General features: G+C 71.8%; 18 protein-coding genes. 12 read left to right on the plus strand and 6 right to left on the minus strand.

Annotated features, from left to right (window positions below; genetic code table 11):
• The first annotated feature begins 16 nt into the window (after nt 1-16).
• The 12 genes from AB8M46_RS26815 to AB8M46_RS26870 are packed head-to-tail and all read left to right on the plus strand — an operon-like array spanning nt 17 to nt 20,708.
• The gene (locus AB8M46_RS26815; protein WP_394362034.1) at nt 17-1,210 is read left to right on the plus strand and encodes an isochorismate synthase; all 1,194 of its coding nucleotides are present in this window, start codon (nt 17-19) and stop codon (nt 1,208-1,210) included.
• Nucleotides 1,207-2,829 carry a (2,3-dihydroxybenzoyl)adenylate synthase gene (locus AB8M46_RS26820; protein ID WP_394362035.1) on the plus strand — a complete coding sequence of 541 codons (1,623 nt, stop codon included), beginning with the start codon at nt 1,207-1,209 and terminating at the stop codon, nt 2,827-2,829. Before AB8M46_RS26815 ends, AB8M46_RS26820 begins: the two co-directional genes overlap by 4 nt.
• On the plus strand, nt 2,826-3,497 hold the full coding sequence (locus AB8M46_RS26825) for an isochorismatase family protein (RefSeq protein WP_394362036.1): 672 nt from the start codon (nt 2,826-2,828) through the stop codon (nt 3,495-3,497). Before AB8M46_RS26820 ends, AB8M46_RS26825 begins: the two co-directional genes overlap by 4 nt.
• Nucleotides 3,494-3,727, plus strand: a complete 234-nt coding sequence (locus AB8M46_RS26830; RefSeq protein WP_394362037.1) for a phosphopantetheine-binding protein — start codon at nt 3,494-3,496, stop codon at nt 3,725-3,727. The genes AB8M46_RS26825 and AB8M46_RS26830 overlap by 4 nt, the downstream gene beginning before the upstream one ends.
• The gene (locus AB8M46_RS26835; protein WP_394362038.1) at nt 3,724-4,578 is read left to right on the plus strand and encodes a siderophore-interacting protein; all 855 of its coding nucleotides are present in this window, start codon (nt 3,724-3,726) and stop codon (nt 4,576-4,578) included. Before AB8M46_RS26830 ends, AB8M46_RS26835 begins: the two co-directional genes overlap by 4 nt.
• Before the next feature lie 27 nt (nt 4,579-4,605).
• A complete protein-coding gene (locus AB8M46_RS26840; protein WP_037336897.1) occupies nt 4,606-5,610 on the plus strand; it encodes an ABC transporter substrate-binding protein in 1,005 nt (334 codons plus the stop codon).
• Nucleotides 5,607-6,590 (plus strand): FecCD family ABC transporter permease, encoded by a 984-nt coding sequence (locus tag AB8M46_RS26845; protein ID WP_378424871.1) that lies wholly within the window; start codon nt 5,607-5,609, stop codon nt 6,588-6,590. Before AB8M46_RS26840 ends, AB8M46_RS26845 begins: the two co-directional genes overlap by 4 nt.
• Before the next feature lie 38 nt (nt 6,591-6,628).
• The gene (locus AB8M46_RS26850) at nt 6,629-7,609 is read left to right on the plus strand and encodes a FecCD family ABC transporter permease (protein WP_394362152.1); all 981 of its coding nucleotides are present in this window, start codon (nt 6,629-6,631) and stop codon (nt 7,607-7,609) included.
• Nucleotides 7,606-8,382 (plus strand): ABC transporter ATP-binding protein, encoded by a 777-nt coding sequence (locus AB8M46_RS26855; RefSeq protein ID WP_037336902.1) that lies wholly within the window; start codon nt 7,606-7,608, stop codon nt 8,380-8,382. Before AB8M46_RS26850 ends, AB8M46_RS26855 begins: the two co-directional genes overlap by 4 nt.
• On the plus strand, nt 8,376-18,281 hold the full coding sequence (locus AB8M46_RS26860; RefSeq protein WP_394362039.1) for an amino acid adenylation domain-containing protein: 9,906 nt from the start codon (nt 8,376-8,378) through the stop codon (nt 18,279-18,281). The genes AB8M46_RS26855 and AB8M46_RS26860 overlap by 7 nt, the downstream gene beginning before the upstream one ends.
• A complete protein-coding gene (locus tag AB8M46_RS26865) occupies nt 18,278-19,684 on the plus strand; it encodes a DHA2 family efflux MFS transporter permease subunit (protein WP_394362040.1) in 1,407 nt (468 codons plus the stop codon). Before AB8M46_RS26860 ends, AB8M46_RS26865 begins: the two co-directional genes overlap by 4 nt.
• Nucleotides 19,671-20,708: a 3-deoxy-7-phosphoheptulonate synthase gene (locus AB8M46_RS26870; protein WP_394362041.1), complete on the plus strand. Its 1,038-nt coding sequence runs from the start codon at nt 19,671-19,673 to the stop codon at nt 20,706-20,708. The genes AB8M46_RS26865 and AB8M46_RS26870 overlap by 14 nt, the downstream gene beginning before the upstream one ends.
• A gap of 155 nt (nt 20,709-20,863) precedes the next feature.
• Here the strand turns inward: AB8M46_RS26870 and AB8M46_RS26875 are convergent, their stop codons facing one another.
• The 6 genes from AB8M46_RS26875 to AB8M46_RS26900 form a co-directional block, all read right to left on the minus strand.
• Nucleotides 20,864-21,295, minus strand: coding sequence for an SRPBCC family protein (locus AB8M46_RS26875; protein WP_073842588.1), 432 nt, complete (start codon nt 21,293-21,295; stop codon nt 20,864-20,866).
• A gap of 109 nt (nt 21,296-21,404) precedes the next feature.
• Nucleotides 21,405-22,028, minus strand: a complete 624-nt coding sequence (locus tag AB8M46_RS26880) for a hypothetical protein (protein WP_037336916.1) — start codon at nt 22,026-22,028, stop codon at nt 21,405-21,407.
• A 142-nt stretch (nt 22,029-22,170) separates the two neighbouring features.
• The gene (locus AB8M46_RS26885; protein ID WP_394362042.1) at nt 22,171-22,710 is read right to left on the minus strand and encodes a hypothetical protein; all 540 of its coding nucleotides are present in this window, start codon (nt 22,708-22,710) and stop codon (nt 22,171-22,173) included.
• Nucleotides 22,711-22,792: 82 nt separating this feature from the next.
• Nucleotides 22,793-23,449 (minus strand): response regulator transcription factor, encoded by a 657-nt coding sequence (locus AB8M46_RS26890; protein ID WP_037336921.1) that lies wholly within the window; start codon nt 23,447-23,449, stop codon nt 22,793-22,795.
• Nucleotides 23,428-24,498 carry a histidine kinase gene (locus tag AB8M46_RS26895; RefSeq protein WP_125737010.1) on the minus strand — a complete coding sequence of 357 codons (1,071 nt, stop codon included), beginning with the start codon at nt 24,496-24,498 and terminating at the stop codon, nt 23,428-23,430. Before AB8M46_RS26895 ends, AB8M46_RS26890 begins: the two co-directional genes overlap by 22 nt.
• A complete protein-coding gene (locus AB8M46_RS26900; protein ID WP_394362043.1) occupies nt 24,491-25,594 on the minus strand; it encodes a sensor histidine kinase in 1,104 nt (367 codons plus the stop codon). Before AB8M46_RS26900 ends, AB8M46_RS26895 begins: the two co-directional genes overlap by 8 nt.
• Nucleotides 25,595-25,602 lie beyond the last annotated feature (8 nt).

The raw sequence follows: 25,602 nt of genomic DNA on the forward strand, positions 1-25,602 counted from the left end.
GAAAGGGAATCCAGTCGTGTCCTCACCTGCACCGGCCCGACCAAGGCCGGTCCACCAGGCGGCCGATCTGCTGGCGGCGTACCTGCCCGGATCGTTCTACTACTCGTCCGCTCGAGGATCGCTGCTCGCCGACGGCGTGTACGCGCCGGTCCACGCGGCGCCCGGCAAGCGTGCCCGCGCGGCCGCCGAAGTCCTCGACGCCGCTCTCGTGGCGGGAGTGACCGAACCCGTCGTCGCCGGCGCGATCGGATTCCGGCCCGACGCGCCGAGCAGTCTGGTGGTGCCCGCCCTGGTACGCAAGGCAGGACCACCGAAGGCGAGTGGTCCGGTCGCCCCGCTCGGTGGGAGCTGGACGGTGTCGCCGCGGCCCGCGCCGGAGGTCTACACCACCGCCGTGGCGAGGGCGCTGGACGAGATCCGCGACGGCGACCTCCGCAAGATCGTGCTGGCCCGCTGCCTCGACGTCACCGGTGGCGACCCCGTCGCCGTGCCGCGGCTGCTGGCGCGCCTCGTCCACGCGGACCCGGCCGCGCACGCCTTCGCCGTCGACGTCAGCGCGCCGGGGGATCCCGCGCCGCGCACCCTGATCGGCGCGAGCCCGGAGCTCCTGGTCTCCCGCCGCGGTCGCGTCGTCACGGCCAACCCGCTGGCGGGATCACGGCCGCGGGTGGCCGACGACGCCGAGAACTCCCGGCGCGTCAAGGATCTGCTGACGTCCGAAAAGGACCGTGACGAACACGCACACGTCGCCGCCCAGGTGGCTGAAGTGCTGGGCCGGTTCTGTGTCGACCTCGACGTCCCGGCCGAACCCGAAGTGATCGGCACGCCCACGATGTGGCACCTCTCGACCAAGATCAGCGGACGGCTCGCCGACGCGAGCGACGCCGGTTCGTCCGCGCTCGGACTGGCCGAGGCACTGCATCCGACACCGGCGGTCTGCGGCGTCCCGACCGCGCTCGCCCGCGACACCATCGCCGCGCTCGAACCCGAGGATCGCGGCTATTACGCGGGTCTCGTCGGCTGGACCGACCAGGACGGTGACGGCGAATGGGTCGTCACCATCCGCTGCGCCGAAGTCCGGGACCGGACCGTCCGGCTGTTCGCCGGTGCGGGAGTGGTGGCGGGTTCCGATCCGGCGGCCGAACTCGCCGAGACCGGCGCGAAATTCGGCACCATGCTGCGGGCCCTCGGTCTGGAGGGAGTGGAATGACCGCCGACCACGTGCCCTGGCCGCCGAAAACCGCGGCGCGCTACCGGGCTTCGGGATACTGGCGCGGCCAGACCTTCGGCAAGCTGCTGACCAGCCTCGCCGAGGCCTACGCCGAACGTCTCGCCGTGATCGGCGAGAACGCCCGCTGGACGTTCGCCGAACTCGACGAGCGCGCGCACCGGCTCGCCGCCGGATTCGCCGGCGCCGGGATCCAGGCCGGTGACCGGGTCGTCGTGCAACTGCCGAACGTGCCGGAGTTCGCGTCCGTCGTGTTCGGACTGTGGCGGGCCGGCGCGCTGCCGGTGTTCGCGCTGCCCGCGCACCGCGCGAGCGAACTGCGGCATTTCGCCGAGCAGAGCGAGGCCGCGGCGATCCTGACCGTGGGCGAACACGAACGGTTCGACCACGCGGACATGGCCCGTGCGGTCGCCGCCGAGATCCCCTCGGTGCGTAACGTCTTCGTCGTCGGCACGGAGGAATTCGCCGTGCTCGAAGCGGCGACTCCGCGCGCTCTGCCGGATCCCGATCCCGCCGGGGTCGCGTTCCTCCAGTTGTCCGGTGGAAGCACCGGATTGCCCAAGCTGATCCCGCGCACGCACGACGACTACCTCTACAGCGTCCGGGAAAGCGCCCGGATCTGCGGCCTGCGCCCGGAAAGCGTGTACCTGGCCGCGTTGCCGGTCGCGCACAACTTCCCGCTCAGCTCGCCCGGCCTGCTCGGCGCGCTGCACGCGGGCGCGGCGACGGTGTTCGCGCCGCGTCCCGACGCCGACACCGCGTTCCGGCTCATCGAGGCCGAAGGTGTGACGATCACCGGGCTCGTGCCGCCGCTCGCCGCCGCGTGGGCGCAGGCGGCCGCGCGGACCACCCGCGATCTGTCCTCTTTGGACGTCCTGCTGGTCGGTGGCGCGAAATGCGCCCGTGAACTGGCCGAGAAGATCGGGCCCGCGCTGGGGTGCCGTCTGCAGCAGGTGTTCGGCATGGCCGAGGGACTGGTCTGCTACACCCGGCTCGACGACCCCGACGAGTACGTCCTGGCGACCCAGGGAAGGCCGATCTCGCCGGACGACGAGATCCGCGTGGTGAACCCGGACGATCCACTGTCCACTTCGGACGACGTCGTCGCGCCGGGGGAGGTCGGCGCGCTGCTGACCCGCGGCCCGTACACGATCCGCGGCTATTACCGCGCCGAGGAGCACAACAAGACCGCGTTCACCGAGGACGGTTTCTACCGCACCGGTGACCTCGTGCGGCGGCATCCGTCCGGGCATCTGGAAGTGGTCGGACGGGCCAAGGAACAGATCAACCGCGGTGGCGAGAAGGTGGCCGCGGAAGAGGTCGAGAACCACCTGATGGCCCACCCCGGCGTGCTCGACGCCGCCGTCGTCGCGGTGCCGGACCCGTACCTGGGCGAGCGCACCTGCGCCTACGTCGTCCCGGCTGCCGGCGCCGAGCCCGCCGCGGCGGAGCTGCGCCGGTTCGTCCGCGAGCGCGGGGTCGCGGCGTTCAAGGTGCCCGATCTGGTCCAGGTGGTGCCGGAATTCCCGGTGACCGGCGTCGGCAAGACCAGCAAACGCGAGCTGCGGGCGGCACTGGCCGCCCTGGCGAAGGAGAAGTGAACGTGTCGCTGCCCAAGATCGAGCCCTACGCCCTCCCGACGGAGGCCGAGCTGCCCGCCGGACGGGTCGGCTGGAAACCCGACGCCGCCCGTGCCGCGCTGCTGGTCCACGACGCGCAGCGGTACTTCCTCGCGCCGTACACGGGATCCCCGGTCCCGGAGATGATCGCGAACATCGCCGCGCTGGCCGACGCCGCCCGCGCCGCGGGGGTCCCGGTGTTCTATACCGCGCAGCCCGGTCACCAGGCCGCCGAGGACCGCGGCCTGCTCACCGAGTTCTGGGGCGACGGGATCGGCGCGGTCATCGACGACGATCCCGCCGCGGCCGACGTGGTGGCCGAGCTCGCCCCGCAGCCGGGGGACAAGGTCCTGACGAAGTGGCGCTACAGCGCGTTCCAGCGCAGCACGTTCACCGAACAGCTCGCCGAAGCGGGCCGGGACCAGTTGCTGATCACCGGTGTCTACGCGCATATCGGCTGCCAGGCCACCGCCGTCGAGGCGTTCATGCGCGACATCCAGCCGTTTCTGGTCGGCGACGCGGTCGCGGACTTCTCCCGCGAACGCCACGACCAGGCCTGCGAGTACGTCGCCCAGCGCTGCGGCGCACTGACCACCACGGCCGCCGCGCTCGCCGCGCTGGCCCCCATCCACGCGGGAGCACAGCGATGAGCTTGACCGTCCGGAAGATCCACGCCGACGTCGCCGAACTGCTCGGCTGCGACCCGGCCGAGCTGAAGCCGGAGACCGACCTCACCGACCTCGGCCTCGACTCGATGCGGATCATGGGCCTGGTCGAGCAGTGGCGCGCCGAGGGCGCCGACACGCTCGAATTCGCCGACCTCGCCGAGCAGCCGACCCTCGGACACTGGACGCGGGTCCTCACCGGGAGCGCGACGTGAGCCGCGCCGACCATCGCCACCGGCACCTGGAGCGCATCGCCGAGGTCCGTGCGGGACAGCACGCGGAGAAGGTGCCGTATCCGATCCGGATCCGGCGGGCGGAGGTCGTGCGTACCGAGATGATCGGTTCCGGGTTGCTCCGGGTCACGCTCGGCGGTCCGGGAACGGCGGGTTTCGAGGCGCATTCGCCCGACGAACACGTGAAGATCCTCTTCCCCGAACTGGACCCCGAGCCGCGGCTCCCGGTGCAGGACGGCGACATGCTGCGCTGGCCGAAGCCGTCGCCGACGTCGCGCGAGTACACGGTCCGCCGGTACGACCCGGCTTCCGGGGAACTCGACCTCGACGTGGCGCTGCACGAAGGCGGGCTCGGCTCCGGTTGGGCCGAGAAGGTCACGCCCGGCACGCCGGTGCACGTCGCCGGCCCGCCCGGCGGGCTGATCGTGCCGCACACCTACGACCGCTACCTGCTCGCCGGTGACGTCACCGCGTTGCCCGCGATCGCGCGCTGGCTCGAAGAACTGCCGCGTACCGCCGCGGGCTGGGCGTTCATCGAGGTCACCGACGCGAGCGAGGAGATCGAGCTCTCCGCGCCCGAAGACGTCGAGGTGCACTGGCTGCATCGAGGCGACGTGGCGCCCGGCGCGTCCGACGTCCTCGCCCGTGCGGTCCAGACGATCGAGGTCCCGGCCGGGGAACGGCTCTACGCCTGGGTCGCCGGTGAAGCGGGGCAGATCAAACCGCTGCGCCGCTGGCTCAAGAACGACCTCGGGCTCGGCAAGGACGACCACGACGTGACCGGCTACTGGAAACGCGGCGTCGCGGACTTCGACGACGAGCACGACCACTGATCCCCACCAAGAAAACCGAGGAAATCCATGCGCACCACTAGAACCCGACGCCTCGCCGGAGCGCTCGCGCTCGCTTTGACGGTCGTGACCGCGGCCACCGCCTGCGGCGCGGGCGAAGACGGCAAGGCCGCCGACGGCGGTCAGACCCGGGTGTTCGCCGCCGACAACGGCCAGATCACCATCCCGGTCTCGCCGAAGCGGGTCATCGCCACCGGCTACGCCGTGCCCGCCCTGCTCGAAGCGGGCGCGCCGCTGGTCGGGGTGTCCAGCTGGAAGCGCGGGATCCCGCTGTTCAACGAGCAGGAGCGCAAGAAGTACGACGAGCTGGCGAAGGTCGCTGGCGAGTCGGCGTCGGAGACGAACTACGAGGCGATCGCGCAGGCCGATCCGGATCTCATCGTGATCGGCGTGCCGAAGCCGGTGCTCGCCGACATCGACATCAAGCGGCTCGAAGCGATCGCGCCGGTCGTGGCGATCGGTCCGTCGGTTCCGTCGATGTGGCGTGAGCTGTCGCGCAAGCAGGCCGACGCCGCCGGTGCGGCCGCCGGGTTCGACGCGCTGAAGACCGCGTACGACACCAAGGCCAAGGCGCTGGCCGAGAAGTACAAGGCCGTGGTGCCGCAGCTGAAGCTGGGCCACGTCGGTGCCTACGGCGAGGTCGCCAAGGGCAACTTCCAGCGTGAGTTCAACGGTTCCTGGGGCACCAACATCGCGCAGGACATCGGTGCCACGTACTACGGCCAGGTCAAGGTCAAGGGCGGTGGCTCGAAGGACGTCAGCGAGTACCCGTCGATCGAGGAACTGCCGACCGCGTTCGCCCAGGCCGACGCGATCACCTACTCGGTCGCCGCCGACGGCTCCGTGCCCGCGCCGGTCAAGTACGTCCTCGACTCGCCGCTGTGGAAGGAACTCCCCGCGGTGAAGGCGGGCAAGGTCTACCCGTTCCGCTTCACCGAGGCCGCCACCTACCGGGCCGCGACGTCCACTTTGGACGCCGTCGACCAGGCGTTCGCGCCGCTGCTGAAGAAGTGACCACCACCGGGCGGTCCGCGCTGCTCGGCGCCGCACTGCTCGGGCTCGTCGTGGTCGCCGTGCTGAGCGTCGGCATCGGCGCGCACGCCATCGCCCCCGGCGAGGTCGTGCGCGCCCTGCTGGGCGAGGGGAATCCGAGTGACCGGGCGGTGGTCCTGGACATCCGGATGCCGAGGGCGGTGCTGGCGATCGGGGTCGGCGCGGCGCTCGCCGTCGGCGGCGTGCTCGTGCAAGCCTTGTCGCGCAACGCTTTGGCCGAACCCGGCGTGCTCGGCGTGACCGCCGGGGCCGGGTTCGCCATCGCGGTCGGGTCTTCGTTCGGCCTCGCCGCGTCGGCACCCGCCGAACTGGGGCTCGCGGTCTTGGGCGCGGTCGGCGCTTCGGCGCTGGTGTACGCCGTCGGCAGCAAGTCGCCGCTGCGGCTCGTGCTCGCCGGGACAGCGCTGAGCGCCGTGCTGCTGGGACTCACCCTCGGCCTGCGGCTGCTGTTCCCGGACACCTTCGACGTCTACCGGTTCTGGTCGGTGGGTTCACTGGCCGGTCGCGAACAGGCGCCGACCACGATCCCGCTGATCGTCATCGGCCTGTCCCTGCTGGGCGCGTTCGCGGTGAGCCGCCAGCTGAACGCCATCGCGCTCGGCGAGACGGTCGCGCATACGCTCGGCGCGAACGTCGCGCGCGTCCGGACGGTCACCCTGCTGCTGATCACGCTGATGGCGGGCGCGGCGACCGCGCTGGCCGGGCCGATCCTGTTCGTCGGGCTGATCGTGCCGCATCTGGCGCGGCGGGTGGCCGGCGCGTCGATTCCGTGGCTGATCGCGTTCGCCGCACTGCTCGGCCCGGTCCTGATGCTGGCCGCGGACGTCGGCTCCCGGGTCCTGCTGCCGACCGGTGAGGTGCCGGTGGCGATCGTGACCGCGTTCCTCGGCGGCCCGGTGCTGATCTGGGCCGTCCGCAAATACGGGGCGGCGCCGCTGTGACCACATTCGTCCTGCGGCGCGGGCGGTTCTCCGCCCGGATGGAACGCCGCACCCTCGTCTTCCTCGTGGCGATGCTGGTGGTCATCGCCGGCCTGACGCTGCTCGGGCTCTGCTACGGCGCCGCGTGGGCGAGCCCCGCCCGCGTGTTCGCCGCGCTCACCGGATCCGGTGGCGGGCCGGGCGTGGTCATCCGCGAATGGCGGCTGCCCCGGGTACTGGCCGGGCTGGTGTTCGGTGCCGGGCTCGGCCTGGCTGGCGCGATCTTCCAGAACGTCACCCGCAACCCGCTCGGCAGCCCGGACGTGATCGGTCTCGACGCCGGTGCGTACACCGGCGCGCTGTTCGCGATCACCGTCCTCTCGGGGACGTCGACGCAGCTGACCATCGGTTCGGTGCTCGGCGGCGTGATCACGGCGGCCATCGTCTACGCGTTGTCGCTCGGTGGCGGGTTGTCCGGGCTGCGGCTGATCGTCATCGGCATCGCGATCAACGCGATGCTGACCGCGTTCAACTCGTGGATCGTGCTGCGCGCGGAACTCGAGATCGCGATCGCGGCCGTCGGCTGGAACGCCGGTTCCCTCAACGGGGTCGGCTGGGACGACGTCGCCATCCCGTTCGGGGTCCTCGCGGTGCTGTTCGTCGTGCTGTTCACCAGGGCGCCGGCGCTGCACCAGGCCGCGCTCGGCGGTGCGCTGGCGGTCACCACCGGGGTCCGCTGGGACCGGCTGCGGCTGGTCCTGGTGCTGATCGGGGTCGGCTGCACGGCCACGGTCACCGCCGTGGCGGGCCCGATCGCGTTCATCGCGCTGGCCGCACCGCAGATCGGACGGCGGCTGGCCCGCACGCCCGGTATCGCCCTGCTGCCCGCCGCCCTCACCGGCGCCGTGCTGCTCACCAGTGCCGACCTGGCCGCCCAGATGTTGCTCGCGCCGGAATCGCTGCCGGTCGGTGTGGTCAGCACCGTGATCGGCGGCGGCTACCTGATCTGGCTGCTCACCAAGGAGGTGCGGCGCACATGAGTGCCCGCTTGACCGCTCGGGACCTGACCCTGCGCTACGGCGACCGGGTCGTGTCGACCCGGCTGAGCCTCGACGTGCCCGACCGCGCGTTCACCGCCGTCGTCGGACCGAACGCGTGCGGCAAGTCCACCCTGCTGCGCGCGTTCGTCCGGCTGCTGCGCCCGTCGGACGGCGAGGTCCTGCTCGACGGCAAGGACGTGGGTTCCTTTCCCGGGAAGGGTTTGGCGCGGGAGCTCGGGTTCCTGCCGCAGGATCCGGTCGCGCCGGAGGACGTCCGTGTCCGGCAGTTGATCGCGCGCGGCCGGTTCCCGCACCAGTCGTTGTTCGCCACCTGGTCCGAAGAGGACGAACGCGCGGTGCTCGACGCGATGACCGCCGCCGGGGTGGCGGGACTGGCCGACCGGCCGGTGCAGGAGCTCTCGGGCGGGCAGCGTCAGCGCGTGTGGGTGGCGCTGGTGCTGGCGCAGAAGACGCCGTATCTGCTGCTCGACGAACCGACGTCCTTTTTGGACATCGCACACCAGTACCAGTTGCTGAGCCTGCTGGCGCGCCTGCGCGACGAGGGCCGCACGGTGATCGCCGTCCTGCACGACATCAACCAGGCCTGCCGGTACGCCGATCACCTCGTCGCCCTGCGGGACGGCCGGATCGTCGCCGAGGGCGCGCCGTCCGACATCGTCGACGCGGAGCTGATGAAGGAGGTCTTCGATCTCCCCAGCGTCGTCGTGCCCGACCCGGTGACCGGAACCCCGATGGTGGTGCCTTCATGCTGAACCTGACCGGCGCCCAGCTGGGGATCTGGACCGCGCAGCGCCTCGAACCCGACTCGCCCTACTACGTCGTCGGTGACGTCATCGAGATCGTCGGCGACAAGGCGGTCGACGTCGTCGCGCTGACCGAAGCGATCCGGGCGACCGCCGAAGAGGCGGACAGCCTGCGGCTGCGGGTCTTCGAGACGCCGGACGGTCCGCGCCAGGTCGTGTCGGAAGACGCGCTGCCGCTGCCGGAGGTCGTCGATCTGCGCGGTGAGGCCGATCCGGTCGCCGCCGCGCACGAGCGCGTGGACGACGAACGCCGCCGCGTCGCCGAAGCCTGCCGCGGGATGGTGGACCGGCCCCTGTTCGCCCATCTCGTGCTGCGGCTGTCCGGCTCGCACGTGTGGTTCACCCAGCTCGGGCACCACCTGGTGTTCGACGGCTACACCGCGGCGATGCTCGCCCGCCGGACGGCGGCCCGCTACACCGCTTCGGTGCAGGGCAAGGACATCCCGGCTTCGACGTTCGCCCGGTTCACCGACCTCGTCGAGGCCGATCGCGCCTACCGCGAGAGCGAACGGTTCGCCCAGGACCGTGAGTACTGGCGCGAGCGGTTCACGCCGTTGCCGGATCTCGACGACGTCGGCAGCGCGTCCGGCCCGCCCGAGCACACTGTCACCGCCCGGTCGGTCCTGCCGGCTTCGGACGTCGCTCGGCTTCGTGAACTGGGCAAACGCGCCGGGACGACGTGGGGTGACGCGCTGATCGCCTGCTACGCCGCGTTCCTGCACCGCGTGCTCGGCTGGACCGACGTCGTGTTCGCGATGCCGTTGATGTGCCGCGAGGGCGCGGCGCTGCGGACTCCGGCGATGGCGGTCAACGTGCTGCCGCTGCGGGTCACGGTGCTCCCGGGGGACTCGGCGGCCGAGCTGACCGCGCGGGTCGCGGGCGCGCTGAAGGAAATGCGCACGCACCAGCGTTATCGCGGGGAAGACCTGCCGCAGGATCTCGCCGTGCCCGGCGCCGGAGCGCTGCTGCACGGCCGCGGCATCAACCTCAAGGCGTTCGACCTGAAGCTCGACTTCGCGGGCTCGCACGGCACGATGCGCAACGTCGCGGGCGGGCCGCCGGAGGACATGGGGCTGTCGGTGCTGCCGACCTCGGACGGCGGGCTGCTGCTCGGGTTCGAGGTCGACGCGCGGACACACGACCAGGCCGCCGTCGATGCCAAGCTGACCGCGTTGCGCTGCCTGATCACCGCGCTGACCGAGCCGGACGGCCCGGCGGTCGCGGGCGCGGACCTGATCCCGGCGGGGGAGCGGGACACGGTGCTGGCGGCGTGGTCGACACCCGCACCGGAGAGCGAACTCCTTGACGTACCTGAACTTCTCGACCGGCTGGATCCCGGACACATCGCACTGGTCTTCGGTGACGAACGGCTGACCGCGGGCGAACTCGTCACGCGGGTCCACCGCCTCGCCCGGGCGTTGCGGGCTCGTGGCGTCGGGGCGGACGACGTCGTCGCGCTGGCCCTGCCGCGGTCGGCGGATCTCGTCGTCGCCCTGCTGGCGGTGCTCGACGCAGGGGCCGCCTTCCTGCCGCTGGACCTGGCGCATCCCGTCGAACGCCTGCGGGAACTCGCCGCCGAAGCCGGGGCGGTGCTCACGGTGGCCCACGACCCGGGAATCGTGCCGGGGCCGCATCTCCTGCTCGGCGAAACCGATCTGTCCACTCTAGACTCTTCGCCGCTCGCGATTCCTCGCCATCCGGAGCATCTCGCGTACGTCATCTTCACGTCCGGCTCGACCGGACGGCCCAAGGGCGTCCTCGGCCGGGTCGGCGGGCTCGCGACGTTACTGCGCCACCACCGCGCGACCACGGTCGCCGAGACCGAACGCGCCACGGGCAGGCGGCTGCGCGTCGCGCACACCTACTCGTTCGCCTTCGACTCCGCGCTCGACCAGCTGATGTGGCTGCTGTTCGGGCACGAACTCCACGTCTACGGCACCGACGTCGCGCGGGACGCCGACGAACTGCTGGCCGCGTTCGCCCGCGACCGGATCGACGTCGTCGACACCACGCCCTCGATGGCGGCGCCGCTGGTCGACGCCGGACTGCTCGACGGCCCCGACGCGCCCGCGCTGCTCGTCCTCGGCGGCGAGGCGACTCCGCCCGCGCTGTGGCGGCGCGTCGCCGAGTCCGGTGTCCGCGCCCGCAACATGTACGGCCCGACCGAGGCCACTGTGGACGGTGCCGGATCCTGGCTGGACGACGGGGAACCGACCATCGGCACCGCGGTTCCGGGCACGGCGGTCCGGGTGCTCGACGCCGCGTTGCGGCCCGCGCCCGCCGGAACGCCGGGAGAGCTGTACCTGGCGGGACCGCATCTGGCGCGTGGCTATCTCGGGCGTCCCGGCGCGACCGCCGAACGATTCGTCGCCGATCCGTTCGGCGCGCCCGGCGACCGGATGTACCGCACCGGCGACCTCGTCCGCTGGGTGCCCGGCCGGGGGCTGGAGTATCTGGGTCGCCGTGACGGCCAGGTGAAGGTGCGCGGTCACCGTGTCGAACTCGGTGAGGTCGAGGCCGCGCTGGCCGCCGTTCCGGGCGTGCGCGCGGCCGCCGCCGCGGTGCGCGGGCCCAGGCTCGTCGGTTACGTCGTCGGCGAGGTCGTGCCGGACGAGGTCCGTGCGGAACTCGCCGGGCGGGTGCCGGAGCCCCTCGTGCCCGCCGCGGTCGTCGTTCTCGACTCGCTTCCGTTGACCCCCAACGGGAAGATCGATCGTCCGGCGCTGCCCGCCCCGCGCGCGGCGGCCGGACGCGTCGCGGCCACCGACCGCGAACGGCTGTTGTGCGCCACCATCGCCGAGGTGATCGGTGTCGACGAGGTCGCCGTCGACGACGACTTCTTCGCGCTGGGCGGTGACAGCATCACCGCGATCAGTGTCAGCAGCAGGCTGCGCGCCCACGGTCTCGATCTGCGTCCACGTGATCTGCTGGCCCGCCGCAGCTTCGAGGCGCTGGCGGCGGCGAGCGCGGAGATCGGCGCCCCGGCCGCCCCGCCGGACGAGCCGGTCGGCGTGGTGCCCGCGCCGCCGATCGTCCGCGCGCTGCTCGATCCGCATCCGGACGTCACGACCATCGCCGGCTACACCCAGTGGACCGCCGTCCGGCTCGACGAGGACCTTCCGCCCGGCCTGCTGACCGAAGGCGTGCAAACGCTCCTGGACCACCACGACGTCCTCCGCCTGCATTTAGAGGACGAAATGCGGGTCCGGGAACGCGGGGCGGTGAAGGCGTCGGACGTGGTCATCGAGACGACCGGCGAACCGGCCGAGGTCGCGGCGCGACTCGCGGAGTCCTTGGACCTCCGGGCCGGGGTGCTCAAGGCCGCGTTGCTGCCGGATCACCTCGTCATCGTGCTGCACCACCTGGCGGTCGACGGGGTCTCATGGCGGATTCTGCTGCCGGATCTGCGTGCGGCCTGTGCCGGTGAACCACTCGACCCGGTCGGGACGTCATGGCGGCGGCACGCGCTTCTCCTTGCCGAGCAAGGCACTTCCGGTGCCCGGCGGGGCGAACTCGACCATTGGCGTGGCGCGCTCGACGGTCCGCGTCTCGGCCACCGTCCGCTCGACCGCGGTGTCGACACGGTCGCGACCGCGCGGCGGTCGGTCACCCTCGCCACCCCGGAGCAGACCGAAGCGGTGCTCACCGCGCTGCCCGCGGCCTATCGCGCCGGGCCGGACGACGTCCTGCTCGCCGCGCTCGTCCTCGCCCTGAGGTCGTGGCGCGGTGCCCCGGTCGAGGCCGAAACCGTGTCGCTCGAAGGACACGGCCGCGATCATGACGGCCTGGATCTTTCGTGCACCGTCGGCTGGTTCACCGCCGAGTACCCCGTGCGCGTTCCCGCCGGCGTGACGGCGGCCGGAGAGCTGCTGCGGGCCGCCAAAGAGGCCAAACGCGCGGTTCCCGACAACGGTGTCGGCTTCGGGGTCCTGCGGTACCTCGACCCGCTCACCCGGGACGAACTCGCCGCCGTCCCGCCGCCGGACGTCGTCCTGAACTACCTCGGCCGGTTCGCGGCCCTGCCCGGTACCGGCTGGCGCCTGCCGGAGGAAGATCCGTTCGCGGTCACCGAACCGGACGCCAAGTCGCTGGAACAGGTGCTGGCGCTGAACTGTTTCGTCCGTGAGGACGGCCGTCCGCAACTCGCCGTCGAATGGACCGCGGCCGGTGCCGTCCTGTCCCAGGAAAGTGTTGCCGCGCTTCAAGAATCGTGGTCACTCGCCCTGGACGCGATGGCCGAGCACGCCGCCCGGATCGGTCCGTACGGCGGTGGGCTCACCCCGTCGGATCTCCCGCTGGTCGGCCTCGACCAGGCAGACATCGACGCGCTCGAACGCCTCGGCCGGGTCGAGGACGTCCTGCCCGCGACCCCGCTGCAGACCGGGCTCTCGTTCCACACCCTGGCGCGCGGCACCGAAGACACCGACGTCTACGTGGTCCAGGCCGTCACCCTGCTCAGCGGCGCGCTCGACGCGGACCGCATGCGCGAGGCCGCAGCGGAAGTGCTGCGGCGGCATCCCGCGCTGCGCGTCCACCTGCACACCACCGACGCGGGCGAGGTCGTCCAGGTGGTACCCGCCGACGTCACGCTGGATTGGCGATTCGCGCATGTCTCGCCGGACCGGGTCGACGTCGAATGCCGCACCGAACTCGACCGTCCCTTCGATCCGGCGGCCCCGCCGTTGATCCGGTTCCTGCTGCTGACGCTCGGCCCGGACGAGCACCGCCTGGTGCTCACCAATCACCACGCGCTGCTCGACGGCTGGTCGATGCCGCTGGTCGGCCGTACCCTCCTGGCCACCTATGCCGAACTCGACGGCGGCCCGGCGGCCCCGGTCGCGCCCCCGCGTTCGGAGTACCACCGGGTGCTCGGCGAACGCGACCCGGACGCCGCGCTGGAAGCGTGGCGCGAGGCACTGTCCGGATTGGACGAAGGAACGCGGCTCGCCCCGGCGAGCGTCGAGTCCACTGTGGAGCGTCCGGAACGCGTCACCGTGGAGCTGGGCGGCGAGTTCAGCGAGCGGCTGCGCGCCTTCGCCCGTGAACGCGGCATCACCCCGACGACGGTGTTCCAGACCGCCTGGGGAGTGCTGCTCGCCAGGCTGACCGGCCGTCGCGACGTGGTCTTCGGCTGCCCGGTCTCCGGCCGCCCGGCCGACGTCCCGGGCGTCGAGCGCATGATCGGTCAGTTGGGCAGCACGATCCCGGTGCGTGTGCGGTTCGACGCCGCCGACACCGCGGCCGCCGTGCTGGAACGCGTGCACACCGAAAGCGTCCGGCTCACCGATCACCATCACGCCGGGCTGCCGGACATCCAGCGCGCGGCCGGCGTCGGCGACCTGTTCGACACGATGCTGGTGATGGAGAACTTCCCGCTCTCCAGCCGCGCCCGCACCACGCTGGCACCCGGCCTCGACCTCGTCGGCGTCGATATCACCGACGCGACGCATTACCCGCTCACGGTGATCGTGCTGCCCGGCGACGAGTTCACGATCGGCCTCGGGTACCAGCCGCAGGCGTTCACCCGCGAGGAGGCCGAGTCCTACGGCCGCTGGCTGCGGGCGATGCTGCACGAAATCGTCGCCGACCCGATGCGGCCGGTCTCCCGGCTGCGCGCGCTCGACGCCGAGGAAGAACGCGCGATGCTGCGGCTCGGCGAAGGGCCGGAACCGAAGCGTGAACGCGGCGGCATGCTGGAGGAGTTCGGCCGCTGGGTCCGGGAGACGCCGGACGCCGAGGCCGTCGTGTGCCGCGACCGGAGCCTGACCTACGCCGAACTGGACCGCCGCGCCAACCGGCTCGCGAACACCTTGATCGACGCCGGGGTGAAACCGCAGGACCCGGTCGCGGTCCTGTTGCGCCGCGACGTCGACCTCGTGGTCGCGCTGTTCGGCGTGATCAAGGCCGGCGCGGTGCACGTGCCGATGGACCCGGACTACCCGGCCGACCGGCTGGCCTACATGCTGGGCGACATCCGGCCCGCCGCCGTCGTGTCCACTTCGGACGTCGAAGGTCTTCCGGTGATCCACCCGGCCGAACTGTCCATTGAGGACTCGGATCCGGCGGTGCCTTCGTGCGCGGACGCGATCGCCTACGTCATCTACACCTCGGGCACCACCGGCAAACCCAAGGGCGTGGCGGTGCCGCATCGCGGCGTGCCGAGCCTGATCGCGTTGCAGGAGGACATCGTCGGGATCGGGACCGCCGAGCGGTATCTGCATTTCGCCTCGACGAGTTTCGACGTCGCGTTCTGGCAGTTCATGCTGCCGTTGCTGTCCGGCGGCACGTCGGTGATCGCACCGGAGGAGGTGCGGGTCTCCGGCGACGATCTCCTCGCCTACGCCGCAGAACATCGCGTCACCGGGCTCAACCTGCTGCCGTCGTTCCTATCCGCGATGCCCGACGATGCGACCGTCGACCCGGACGTGTTCTTCGTCGTCGGTGCCGAACGGCTCGACCCGGAACTGGCGCGGCGCTGGGGAAACCGGCGGGCGCTGTTCAACGCCTACGGGCCGACCGAGGTCACCATCAACTCGGTCACCTGGCACTACGACCCGGCCGACCCCGGCCCGCTGCCGATCGGCCGTCCGGACCCGGAGGTCCGCGCGTACGTGCTGGACGGTGGTCTGCTCCCGGTCGGTACGAACGTCACCGGCGAGTTGTACCTGGCGGGGCCGAAGCTCGCGCAGGGTTACGTCGGCCGGGCCGCGCTGACCGCCGAACGGTTCGTCGCCGACCCGTTCGGGCCGCCGGGGGAGCGGATGTACCGCACGGGCGACCTGGTCCGTTGGCGCCCGGACGGGCAGATCGTCTTCCTCGGCCGCGCCGACCACCAGGTCAAACTGCGCGGGTTCCGGATCGAACTCGGCGAGATCGAGACCGCGCTGACCGCGCACGACGACGTGCGCGCCGCCGCGGTGATCGTCCGAGAGGACCGGCTGGTCGCCTACGTCGTCCCCGTGGACGGAGCCGAACCCGATCCCGCCGCACTGCGCGAATACCTGGCCGCTGAGCTGCCCGCGTACATGGTGCCGACCGCGTTCGTGCCGCTGGACCGGCTCCCGCTCGGCCCGAGCGGCAAACTGGACCGGGCCGCGCTGCCCGCGCCGGAAGCCCGCTCCGACGGCGGCCGGGAACCCGCGACCCCGGCGGAAGCCGTGCTGCTGCGGGTGGTCCGCGAACTTCTCGGCTCCGACGTCGGCCTCGATGATGGGTTCCTCGACGCGGGCGGCGACAGCATCGCCTCGCTGCGGGTGGTCTCCCGCGCCCGCCGTGAAGGGCTGCACCTGACCGCGCGCGACGTCCTCGAAGGCGGCACGGTCGCCGGGATCGCCGCACGCTGCGGAGAACCCGAACGGGCCGAGGAAGCCCCCGCGGTCGGTGACGCCCCGCTCACGCCGATCATGCGGGATCTGCTGCGGCGCGCGGGAAAGGCGGCCGACGGGTTCTGCCAGTGGGTCGAGATCTGCGTGCCGTCGGCGGACGACGTCCCTCGCTGGACCGCGGTGCTCGACGCCGTTCTCGCCCGCCACGACGTCCTGCGCGCGCATCTGGTCGAGGACGCGCTGCGCGTCCCGGACGTCGGTGCCGTGACCGGTGCCGACGTGCTCACCGCCGTTCGCGTCTCCGGTGATCCTCGCGCTGCGCTGGACGCCCAGGTCGAGCAGATCGTCGCGCGGATGGACCCGCGCACCGGACCTCTGGTGCGCGCGGTGCTGGCGGACGCCGGGGACCGGCCCGGGCGCTTGCTGCTGGTGGCGCATCACCTGGTCGCCGACGCGGTGACCTGGCGTGTCCTGCTCGACGACGTCGAACAGGCCTTCCACGGCAACACCCTGCACCGGCGCGGCCAGTCGTTCCTGGGCTGGGCGCGGTCGCTGCGCGCGGCCGCCCCGCATCGAGAGGACGAAATGCGGTATTGGCAGGGGGTCGCCGCCGCGCCGGTGAGCACACTCGGCCGGACCAGGCTCGAACCGGTGCGCGACACCGCGGCGACCGCGCGGCACCACCGGATCGACGTCGGCGCGGGCACGACCCACGCCGTGCTCACCGTGCTGCCGACGGCCTACCGCACCGGACCGGACACCGTGCTGCTGACCGCGCTCGCCCGAGCCGTCGCCGCCTGGCGGGGGACCGGCGCCGATCTGCTCGTCGCCGTCGAAAGCCACGGACGTCCGGGACACACCCCGGATTTCGCGGGCGCGGTCGACCTGGCGCAGACCGCCGGCTGGTTCACCGCCGTGCATCCGGCGCGGATCGCACCGCCGTCCGGACCGGTGCCGGACGCGCTGCGCGCGGTGCGTGATCACCTGCGCGCGGCGGGGGACGGGCTCGGCCACGGGATTCTCGAGGTCGACGGCCCGCGGCCGGAGGTGGCCTGGAACTACCTCGGCCGCTTCCCCGCGCCGCCGAGCGAGGAGACCCTGTGGCAGCGCCCGCCGGACGCGGATCCGCTCGGTTCGGGTGGCGGCGCGGAGATGCCGCTGCCGTACGCGCTGACGGTCAACGCGATGGTCCCCGACGGTGGCACGCTCGGGGTCCGCTTCACGTGGCCGTCCGCGCTGTTCACCGAAGACGAGATCGTCGTGCTGGGCGAGCATTTCCGGCGTGAGCTGGACGCTCTCGCCGCCGACGTCCCAGGGCCCGGCGAGATCATGCCGCTGACCCCGTTGCAGGAGGTGATCCTGCGCGAATCCCGGGCGGCGGAAGAGGACCCGTATCGGGTGCAGGCGGCGTTCACGCTGTCCGGCGACCTGGACGTCGAGGCGCTGCGGGCGGCGGCGGACGCACTGGTGCGACGGCAGCCGAACCTGGGCGCGGTGTTCCCGCCGTCGCACGAGGTCCAGGTGATCCCCGCCGAGCCGCGGGCCGGTTTCCGCGTGCGTGAAGTGTCCGAAGTGGACGCGGCGTTGGACGAGGAGCTGGCGGAGCCGTTCGACCTGGCGCGCGGCCCGTTGTGGCGGGTCACCGTCCTGAGGCACGGCATGCAGACGCTCGTGCTGACCAGTCACCATCTGCTGTCCGATGGCTGGTCCGCGCCGCGCATCCTCGGCGAACTGTTCGCGCTGTACGCGGGGAAGCCGTTGCCGGAGCCGGTGCCACCGTCGCGGTACACGCGCCTGCTCGCCGCGGCCGATCACTCGGCCGACGTCCGGGTCTGGCGTAAGGAACTCGACGGCCTTCCCGAAGGCGACCATCTACCGCGTACCGGAGGCTCCGCCGATCCCGCTCTGTTCACTGTGGACGGTCGGCTGGTCGCGGAACTGACCAAGCTGGGCGCGGAACGAGGGCTCACCGTCAACACTCTGCTGCAGGGTGCGTGGGCGGCCGTGCTCGCGACCCACGCCGGACGTCCCGACGTCAGCTTCGGGGTGATGACCTCGAACCGGACGTCCGATGTGGACGGTGTCGAGGACATCATCGGCCTGCTGGCGAACAGTGTCCCGGTCCGGGCCCGGTTCACCGGAACCGTCGCCGAGGCGTTGGCCGATCTGCAGGCGCGGCAGCAGGCGATGGCCGCGCACCACCGGATGGGACTGCCGGAACTCGCGTCGCTGGCCGGGCGCGAGCGGCTGTTCGACAGCCTGCTCGTCTTCGAGAACTATCCGGTGGATCCGACGAAGCTGCGCGAACCCGCGCCCGGCCTGACCGTCACCGGGACGAGGTTCCGCGAACGCACGCATCACCCGGTGAGCGTCACGGTCGTTCCCGGTGAGCAGGGCTGGGAGGGCGTTCTGTACGCGAAGGAGGCCGACGCCCGGTCGCTCGCCGACGACCTGGTCGGGTATCTCCGGAAGCTGCCGTCCTGGCTCGACGGCGACGCCGCCGGCTACGTGGGGGAGCGGTGACCGCGCGCCCGATCGACGCCGCACTGTGGCGCACGGCGGCCGTGCTGGTGCTCGGCACCTTCATGGCCACTTTGGACAGTACGATCGTCTCGGTCGGCGTCGACACCCTCGCCGACGAGTTCGGTGCGCCGGTCACCGGTGTCCACTGGGTGACGACGGCGTATCTGCTGGCCGTGGTCACCGCCGTGCCGGCGTCCGGCTGGCTCGCCGACCGGTTCGGCGGCCGTCGCGTCTGGCTCACCGCCGTCGTCGTGTTCCTGCTGGCGTCCCTGCTGTGCGCGCTGGCGACGACACTGCCCGCGCTCGTCGCGTTCCGTGTCCTGCAAGGACTCGCGGGCGGTCTGCTCCCGCCGACCGGCCAGGCGCTGCTGGCGCGGGCCGCCGGACGGGACCGCATCGGCCGTGTGATCGCCGTCGTCGGCCTCGTGCCGCTCTTGTCGCCGGTGCTCGGCCCGCTGGCGAGCGGCGCGATCCTCGCGGTCGCCGACTGGCCGTGGCTGTTCTACGTCAACCTCCCGATCGGCGTGGTCGCCGTGTTCCTGGCCCGGCGCTGGGTTCCCGAGAGCGAACCCGGGGGCAAGGGCGAGCGTTTCGACTTCCGGGGCGCGCTGCTGCTCTCGCCGGGGCTGGCCGTCCTGGTCTTCGGGCTCACCTGGTTCGACCAGGGGACACCGGTGGTCGCCGGGATCGCCGTCGTGCTCGGCGTCGTGATGCTGGCGGCGTTCGTGAGGCACGGTCTGCGGGCCGAAGCGCCTCTGCTGGATCCGCGGTTGTTCACGAAGCCGCCGTTCGGGGTGGCCGCGCTGGCGCTGGTGCTGCTCGGCGCGTCGGTGTTCGGCACGATGTTCCTGCTCCCGCTCTATCTCCAGCGCGGTCCCGGACTGTCCACTTGGGACACCGGCCTGCTGCTGGTGCCCCAGGGCATCGGCGCGGCGGCCGGTTCGCTACTGGTGAACCGGCTCGTCGACCGGATCGCGCCGCGCACCCTGGTGCTCAGCGGGATCGGGCTGGTCGCCCTCGGCACCGCCCCGTTCACCCAGCTCGGCCTGGGTCTCCCGGACTGGGTGATCGTGGTTTCCCTGCTGCTGCGTGGTTTCGGCGCGGCGCTGATCGGCGCGCCGGTGATGACGATCGTCTACCGCCGGGTCGAACCCGCCCGGCTGCCCCGGGCGGCCGGGGCGCTGAATCTGCTCAACACGCTCGGTGGCTCGATCGGCACCGCGGTGCTGGCCGTGGTGCTGCAGGCCCGGCTCGCCGCGCGCGGCCCGGATGTCGCCGCCGCCTTCGCCGACGCGTTCTGGTGTGTTCTCGGCCTCGCCGTCGTGGCGGTGGCCGGTGCGACGCGGCTGCCCCGGGCCGGGGAAGCCGCCCCCGACAAGGAGAAAGGTCATGCGGATGCTTGACCAGCTGCCCAGCCCGGCCGAGGTGGCCACGAGCGGCGTCGTGCCGGACGAGATCATCCGGCACCGTGAAACCGTCGCCGACGTCCTCGCGCGGCGCGATTCGCGGCTGCTCGTCGTCGTGGGCCCGTGTTCGGTGCATGACACCGACGGGGCGCTCGAGTACGCACACCGGCTCGCGGAGGCGTCGCGCCGGTTCGTCGACGACCTCGTCGTGGTCCTGCGCGCCTACCTGGAGAAACCGCGGACGATCGCGGGCTGGACCGGCCTGGTGCCCGATCCCACCCTCGACGGCAAAGGCGATCTCGCGTCCGGGGTCCGGATCGGACGGCGGTTCCTGGACGATGCCGCCGCGACCGGGCTGCCGCTGGCGTACGAGTTCGTCGATCCGTTCCTGGCGCCGTACTTCGCGGACACCATCAGCTGGGGCGCGATCGGCGCGCGGACCGTCGCCAGCCAGCCGCACCGGCAGCTGGCGTCGTGGCTGCCGATGCCGGTGGGCATGAAGAACTGCGTGTCCGGGCGGCTGGACACCGCCGTGGCCGCCGTCCGGTCGGCCGCGCTGCCCCACGTCTTCCCGGGCGCCGCCGCCGACGGACGGCCGCGGATCCAGCGCAGCGCCGGAAACCCCGACGCGCACCTCGTCCTGCGCGGCGGTCCGAAACCCAATCACCACGCGCACGCGGTCGCGGACGCCCTCGACGCGCTGACCGCCGCCGGCCTGCCGCACCGGCTCGTCGTCGACGCCTCGCACGGCAACAGCGGCAAGGACCACAACCGGCAGCCCGTCGTCGTCGCCGATCTGGCGGACCAGATCTCGGCGGGCAACGACGCCCTGGCCGGCGTGATGATCGAGTCGTACCTCTCCGACGGCAGGCAGGACGTCGGCTCCGCCCGGCCCCGGCCCGACCTGAGCATCACGGACGCCTGCCTGGGCTGGGAACGCACGGTTCCGCTTCTGGAGTCCCTCGCCTGCGCGAACGCCGTACGACGCCTGAGCGGCCCCGTCGGCTCGCCCCGCGCCTAGCCGTTCCGGCGATCACGCGTGCTTGGACGGCGATCACGCGTGATTGAAGGCGGAACTCGCGTGATTGAAGGCGGAACTCGCGTGATTGAAGGCGATCCGGCTCCAAACACGCGTGTTCCGGCTTCAAGCACGCGAGTTACGGCAAGGGTGACGGGTCAAAGCGCCTCGAGGGTCGCCTTCATCGCCGGAACCAGGTCGTCGCCCATCTTCTCGAACTGCCGTTTGAGGAAGGGGTCCGCGAGTTTCGCCAGGCCGTGGAACTCGATGGTGGCGTGGTAGCTGACGGTCGTCGTGCCGTCCGCTTCGGAGATCGTCAGATCGTCGGTGGACGTCGCGGTCTTGTTGCTGCCGACGAAGACGATCCGGTCCGGCTCCAGCCGGTCGAGCCGATAGGTCAGCTCCGTCTTCTTGCCGCGGAACTCGGACACGTTGTGCCATTGCGAGCCGACGGCGATCGGGCCGGTGTCGGCGCGGGTGCAGGACACGGTGCCGGGATCCCACGACTCGGCGTGCGCGAAGTCCCGCAGATAGCCGACGACGGTCTGGGCGGGGGTGCGGACGGTGATCGTCCGGTGCACGTGGACCATCACGCCAACGCTACGCAGGAGAACCGGCTCTCGCAGCCTCAGCGAAACGCGTGAAGGCCCCCTTCCCTCGGCTCAGTCGAGGGAAGGGGGCCTTCACGCGCGTTCGGGGCTACTTCTTCCAGATGATCGGGTCGTCCTTGTACCCGTCGCCGTCGTTGAATTCGGCACCGCCGACCTCGCCGCCGTCCCTGATGGCCTGGAGCTCACAGGTCTCGTAGGTCGCGCCGACGGTCTTGAAGTCCTTCTTCGCCGACTCGGACTGGCAGGCGGTGGTCTCGCCGGTGATGATCACGCCGGTGCTCTTGTTGTCCGGACCGACCGCGCGCATCCGCACCGTGCTGTAGGTGAGGTCCGTACCGCCGACGTTCTCCACCGTCATCCGGATGTACACCGGCGTCATGCCCTTGGCCTTCTCGCCGTAGGAGGCGAGGTCTTCCTTCGGGCCGAGTTCGATCGCCTTGACGGTGATCGCGATCGTGCCGCTCTTGTCGTTGCCGTACTTGAACGGGACGACGGCGCGTTCGCCGACCTTGAGCGCGGTGCCGGGGGCGGTGGCGTCCGCGTTCGACACCGGGACGGTGCCGCTGGTCGCGGGCGAGGACGCGGGTGCCGACGTCGGCGCGGGCGACGGGGCGGGGGCCGGGCTGGCGCCCTTTTCCTCACCGCCACAGGCGGAAAGCAGCAGCGCGGCGGCGCAGCCGGCGGCGGACAGAGCGATACGGTCGAACTTCATGGATCTCCTCGGACTCCCCGCCGAACCCTGCTCCGGCGTTCTCGCCACGCACCGTAGTTGATGAGGGAGTACATCGGTGTGGTCCATTCGCACCAGAGCAGGTCACGAATCGGTTACGCTTATCGGCCTAATGGGTGTGCTTTCACTTCTTCCAGGTGATGGGGTCGTCCTGGTAGTCGCCTTCCCGGAAGATCACGCCGCCGACCTCGCCGCCGTCCTTGACGCCTTCGGTCTTGCAGGTCTCGTAGGTCGCGCCGGCGGTGGTGAAGGCCTCGGGCGCCTCCTCGCCTGTGCAGGCCGCGGTGCTGTTGGCCAGGATCACCTTGGTGCTCTTGCCGCTCGGGTCCACCGCGCGCACCGATACCGACGTGCCGGAGAGGTCCGTGCCGCCGACGTTCTCGATCACCATCCGGACGTAGACCGGGAGCATGCCTTCGCCCTTGTTCTTGAACTCGGCGAGGTCTTCCTTCGGGCCGAGGTCGACCGACTTCACGGTGATCGCGATCGTGCCGGACTTGTCCGCGTCCTTGAACGGGACGACGGCGCGTTCGCCGACCTTCAGCGTGCTGCCGGGCGCCAGGGTGCCGTCGGCCCGGACGGTCTTGTCGCCCTTCTCTTCCCCGCCGCAGGCGGAAAGCAGGAGTGCCGCGGCGCAGCAGGTGGCGATCAGGGCGGACTTCATGGATCTCCTCGGACTCGTGGCTCGTCACGCAACGTAGTCGCTGGAGGAGGGGGTGCGAGTGGTCCGTTCGCACCACAACCGGTCACAAATCGCTTACGCCGATCAGCCCGTCTTGGATCGCCCGCGCGACGAGAGCGGCCTTCGTCGGGGCCTCCCTGCCCATCTGGGCGTACTTGACCCGGATCCGCTCGAGATGCGAGTTGACCGTGTTCGGCGAGATCCCCAGCCGGTGCGCCACGAAGTCCTTCGACTCGGACTGGAACCACTCGATGAGCACCTCGGTCTCGCGCGCGGAGAGGGCGGGCCGCCGTTCCGAGCGGTCCCCGGCCATCGCGCCCGCCATCGACGGCGGCGTGTACGACCGGTCGGCCGCCGCGGTGCGCACGGCTTCGAGGAGATGTTCCGCGCCCTCGGCCTTGGTGAGATAGCTGAGCGCGCCGAGTTCGAGGCACTGCAGCACGGTCTCGTCGTCGGCCCGCATCGAGTAGACGACGACGCGACGGCCCGCTTCGGTCAGCCGCCGCAGATCGCCCATCACCGGGGTGGTGCTGTTGAGGTGCAGGTCGAGGATGACGACGTCGGCCTGTGCGCCCTCGCCGATCCACGCGGCCCGCACGTCCTCGCCCTCGGCCACGACAGTCACCGGCGGGGTGCCGCAGGACAGCCAGTGCACGACCCCGGCCCGTACGGCCGGATGATCGTCGACGACCACCGCGGTCAGTTCGGTCGCGAACGCCATTTCGCCTCCATCCACGATCGTTCTCCCAGTGCGTGCCATTCGACGTCGACGGCGCCCGATCCGTTCTCCGTCACCCCCGGTTCACCGTCCGTGATCGCCGCGACACGGATCTCGTCGTCGGCGCGCAGGACGCTGACCCTGGCGTGCGACCGGGCCGCGACCAGCGCGGTCATCAGCGGACCGGTCAGTTCGCGGCGGACGGCGGTCGGGACCGGGGCCGGTTCGCCGCTGACCGCCAGCGTCACCGTCAGTCCCCGCCGCTCGGCGAGATCGACGCAGGCCGAGACCTCGTGCAGCAGCGGGTCGGGGACGTCGTCGTTCTCCGCGAACAACCGCCGCAACTGCGTGGCCGCGAGCGCGCACCGCCGCCGGACCTCGTCGTCACGCGGGTCGAGGGTGCGGTCGGCCAGCCCGGCCAGCAGCGGCAAGGTGGCCCCGAGCTGTCCGGCGAACCGGTTCCGCTGGTCGGCCTCCCGCTCCTCGGCGAGCGCCTTGCGGTGGGCCTGGCGGTCCCGTTCGGCGGAGGCCTCCGCGGCCTCACCCGCCCGCCGGTTGACCACCCTGATCAGCGCCAGCGTCGCGGCCTGGAAGGTGAGCACGCTGAGCGCGACGATCACCACGCTGCCGATCTCACCGCGATCGGTGAGCTCCACGCCGAACTGCCGGACGACGGCGAGCGTCATTTGGAGGACGAGCGCGGCCATCGCGATCGCGGGACGGTCCATCAGCAGCACCAGCAGATGCCAGCCCGCGAGACCGGACGCCCAGTTCTCGTCGCCGAAAAGCCGTTCCGGGGGCAGCGTCCAGACCGCGACCGTCGACGCGGCGAGCACCACCACCGCCCCCGTGAACGCGACCGGCCAGGGGACCGGCTTCCAGCGCAGCACCCACCACGCCGCGACGACGAGCACACCGGCGAGCGCCGCGTAGGCGATCCGGCCGGGGGTGTCGGTCAGCCGGGCCAGGCTCAGCCCGACCTGGATCGCCGCCGTCGCGAGCAGGACCGCGATCCGGCAGCCGCCGAGGACGCGGTCGGCGGTCTCATTCATGCGGCCACACCAGTTCCACCGTGGTCCCCGCTCCGGGCGCGGAGGTCACCTCGGCCCGGCCGCCCGCCGCGGCCATGCGTTCGACGAGCGATGCACGGACACCTCGCCGCTGCGCCGGGGTCTTCGCCGGATCGAAACCGCGGCCTTCGTCCCGGACGGTCACGCGCACGCCGTCTTCGACCGTCAGCCTCGCCTCGCCGACACCCGCGTGCCGGTCGACGTTCACCAGCGCCTCGCGTACGGCGCGGACCAGCGCGAGCGCCGCCGACGCCGGGATCGGCGCGACCGGCGACCAGTGCGTCTCGACCTTCACCGGGCTTTGCGCGAGCACGCCGCGCAACGACGTTTCGAGATCGACCACGCTGCCGGGGCCGGATTCGCCGATGAGGATCGCCAGATCGCGGCGGGCGTAGTCGGCGACCTCGGCCGGGTCCGTCGTTTCCCCGCGCTGGGCGACGGTGAGAAAGGTGGCCGCGGCCGTGTCGTGCAGCACGGCCAGATACTCACGTTCCCGCAGACGTCGTTCCACGGCAAGGGATTCCTCGCGCGTCAGCCGGGCCCGGCGCTCGCGGAGATGGTCGATCCGGCGCGTGGTCCGCGACAGCAGGAGGAAGGCGCCGCGGGCGAGGGTGGCTTCGATGAGCACTCGCAGGACCACCGAGAAGCCGTCCTCGAAGCCGAGCGGCACCACTTCGATCGCCAGCAGGCAGGCGATGGCGGGCACGGTGATCTTCGGCGGCCATTCCCATTGGAGGGTGATGGCGGTGAGGGTGAGCACGTTGAGCGCCCACTGGTTCAGCTCGCCCGCTTCGGGCGCGGTCAGGAACTGGGTGCCGCAGATCGCCCCGGCGCGTACCAAGGTCAGCGCGAACGCCAGCGGCCTGCCCCGGCCCGTCTTCCCCACGACGTACTCGGCCACGGCGGTGACCAAGGCCAGCGCGAGCAGACCGAAGGCGAGCGGGAGCGCGCCCGACGGCGTGGCGAGTACGCCGAAAACGCTGATCACGAGCAGTCCGGCGCCCCTGGCCGGACCGGCGAACCGGCCGACCACCCGTGAGAACTCCGCTTCGACGGAGGTCTCACGATCGGACGGCACGGCAGCAG

Source organism: Amycolatopsis sp. SB7-3 (assembly GCF_041021335.1).
GTDB classification, from domain to species: domain Bacteria; phylum Actinomycetota; class Actinomycetes; order Mycobacteriales; family Pseudonocardiaceae; genus Amycolatopsis; species Amycolatopsis japonica.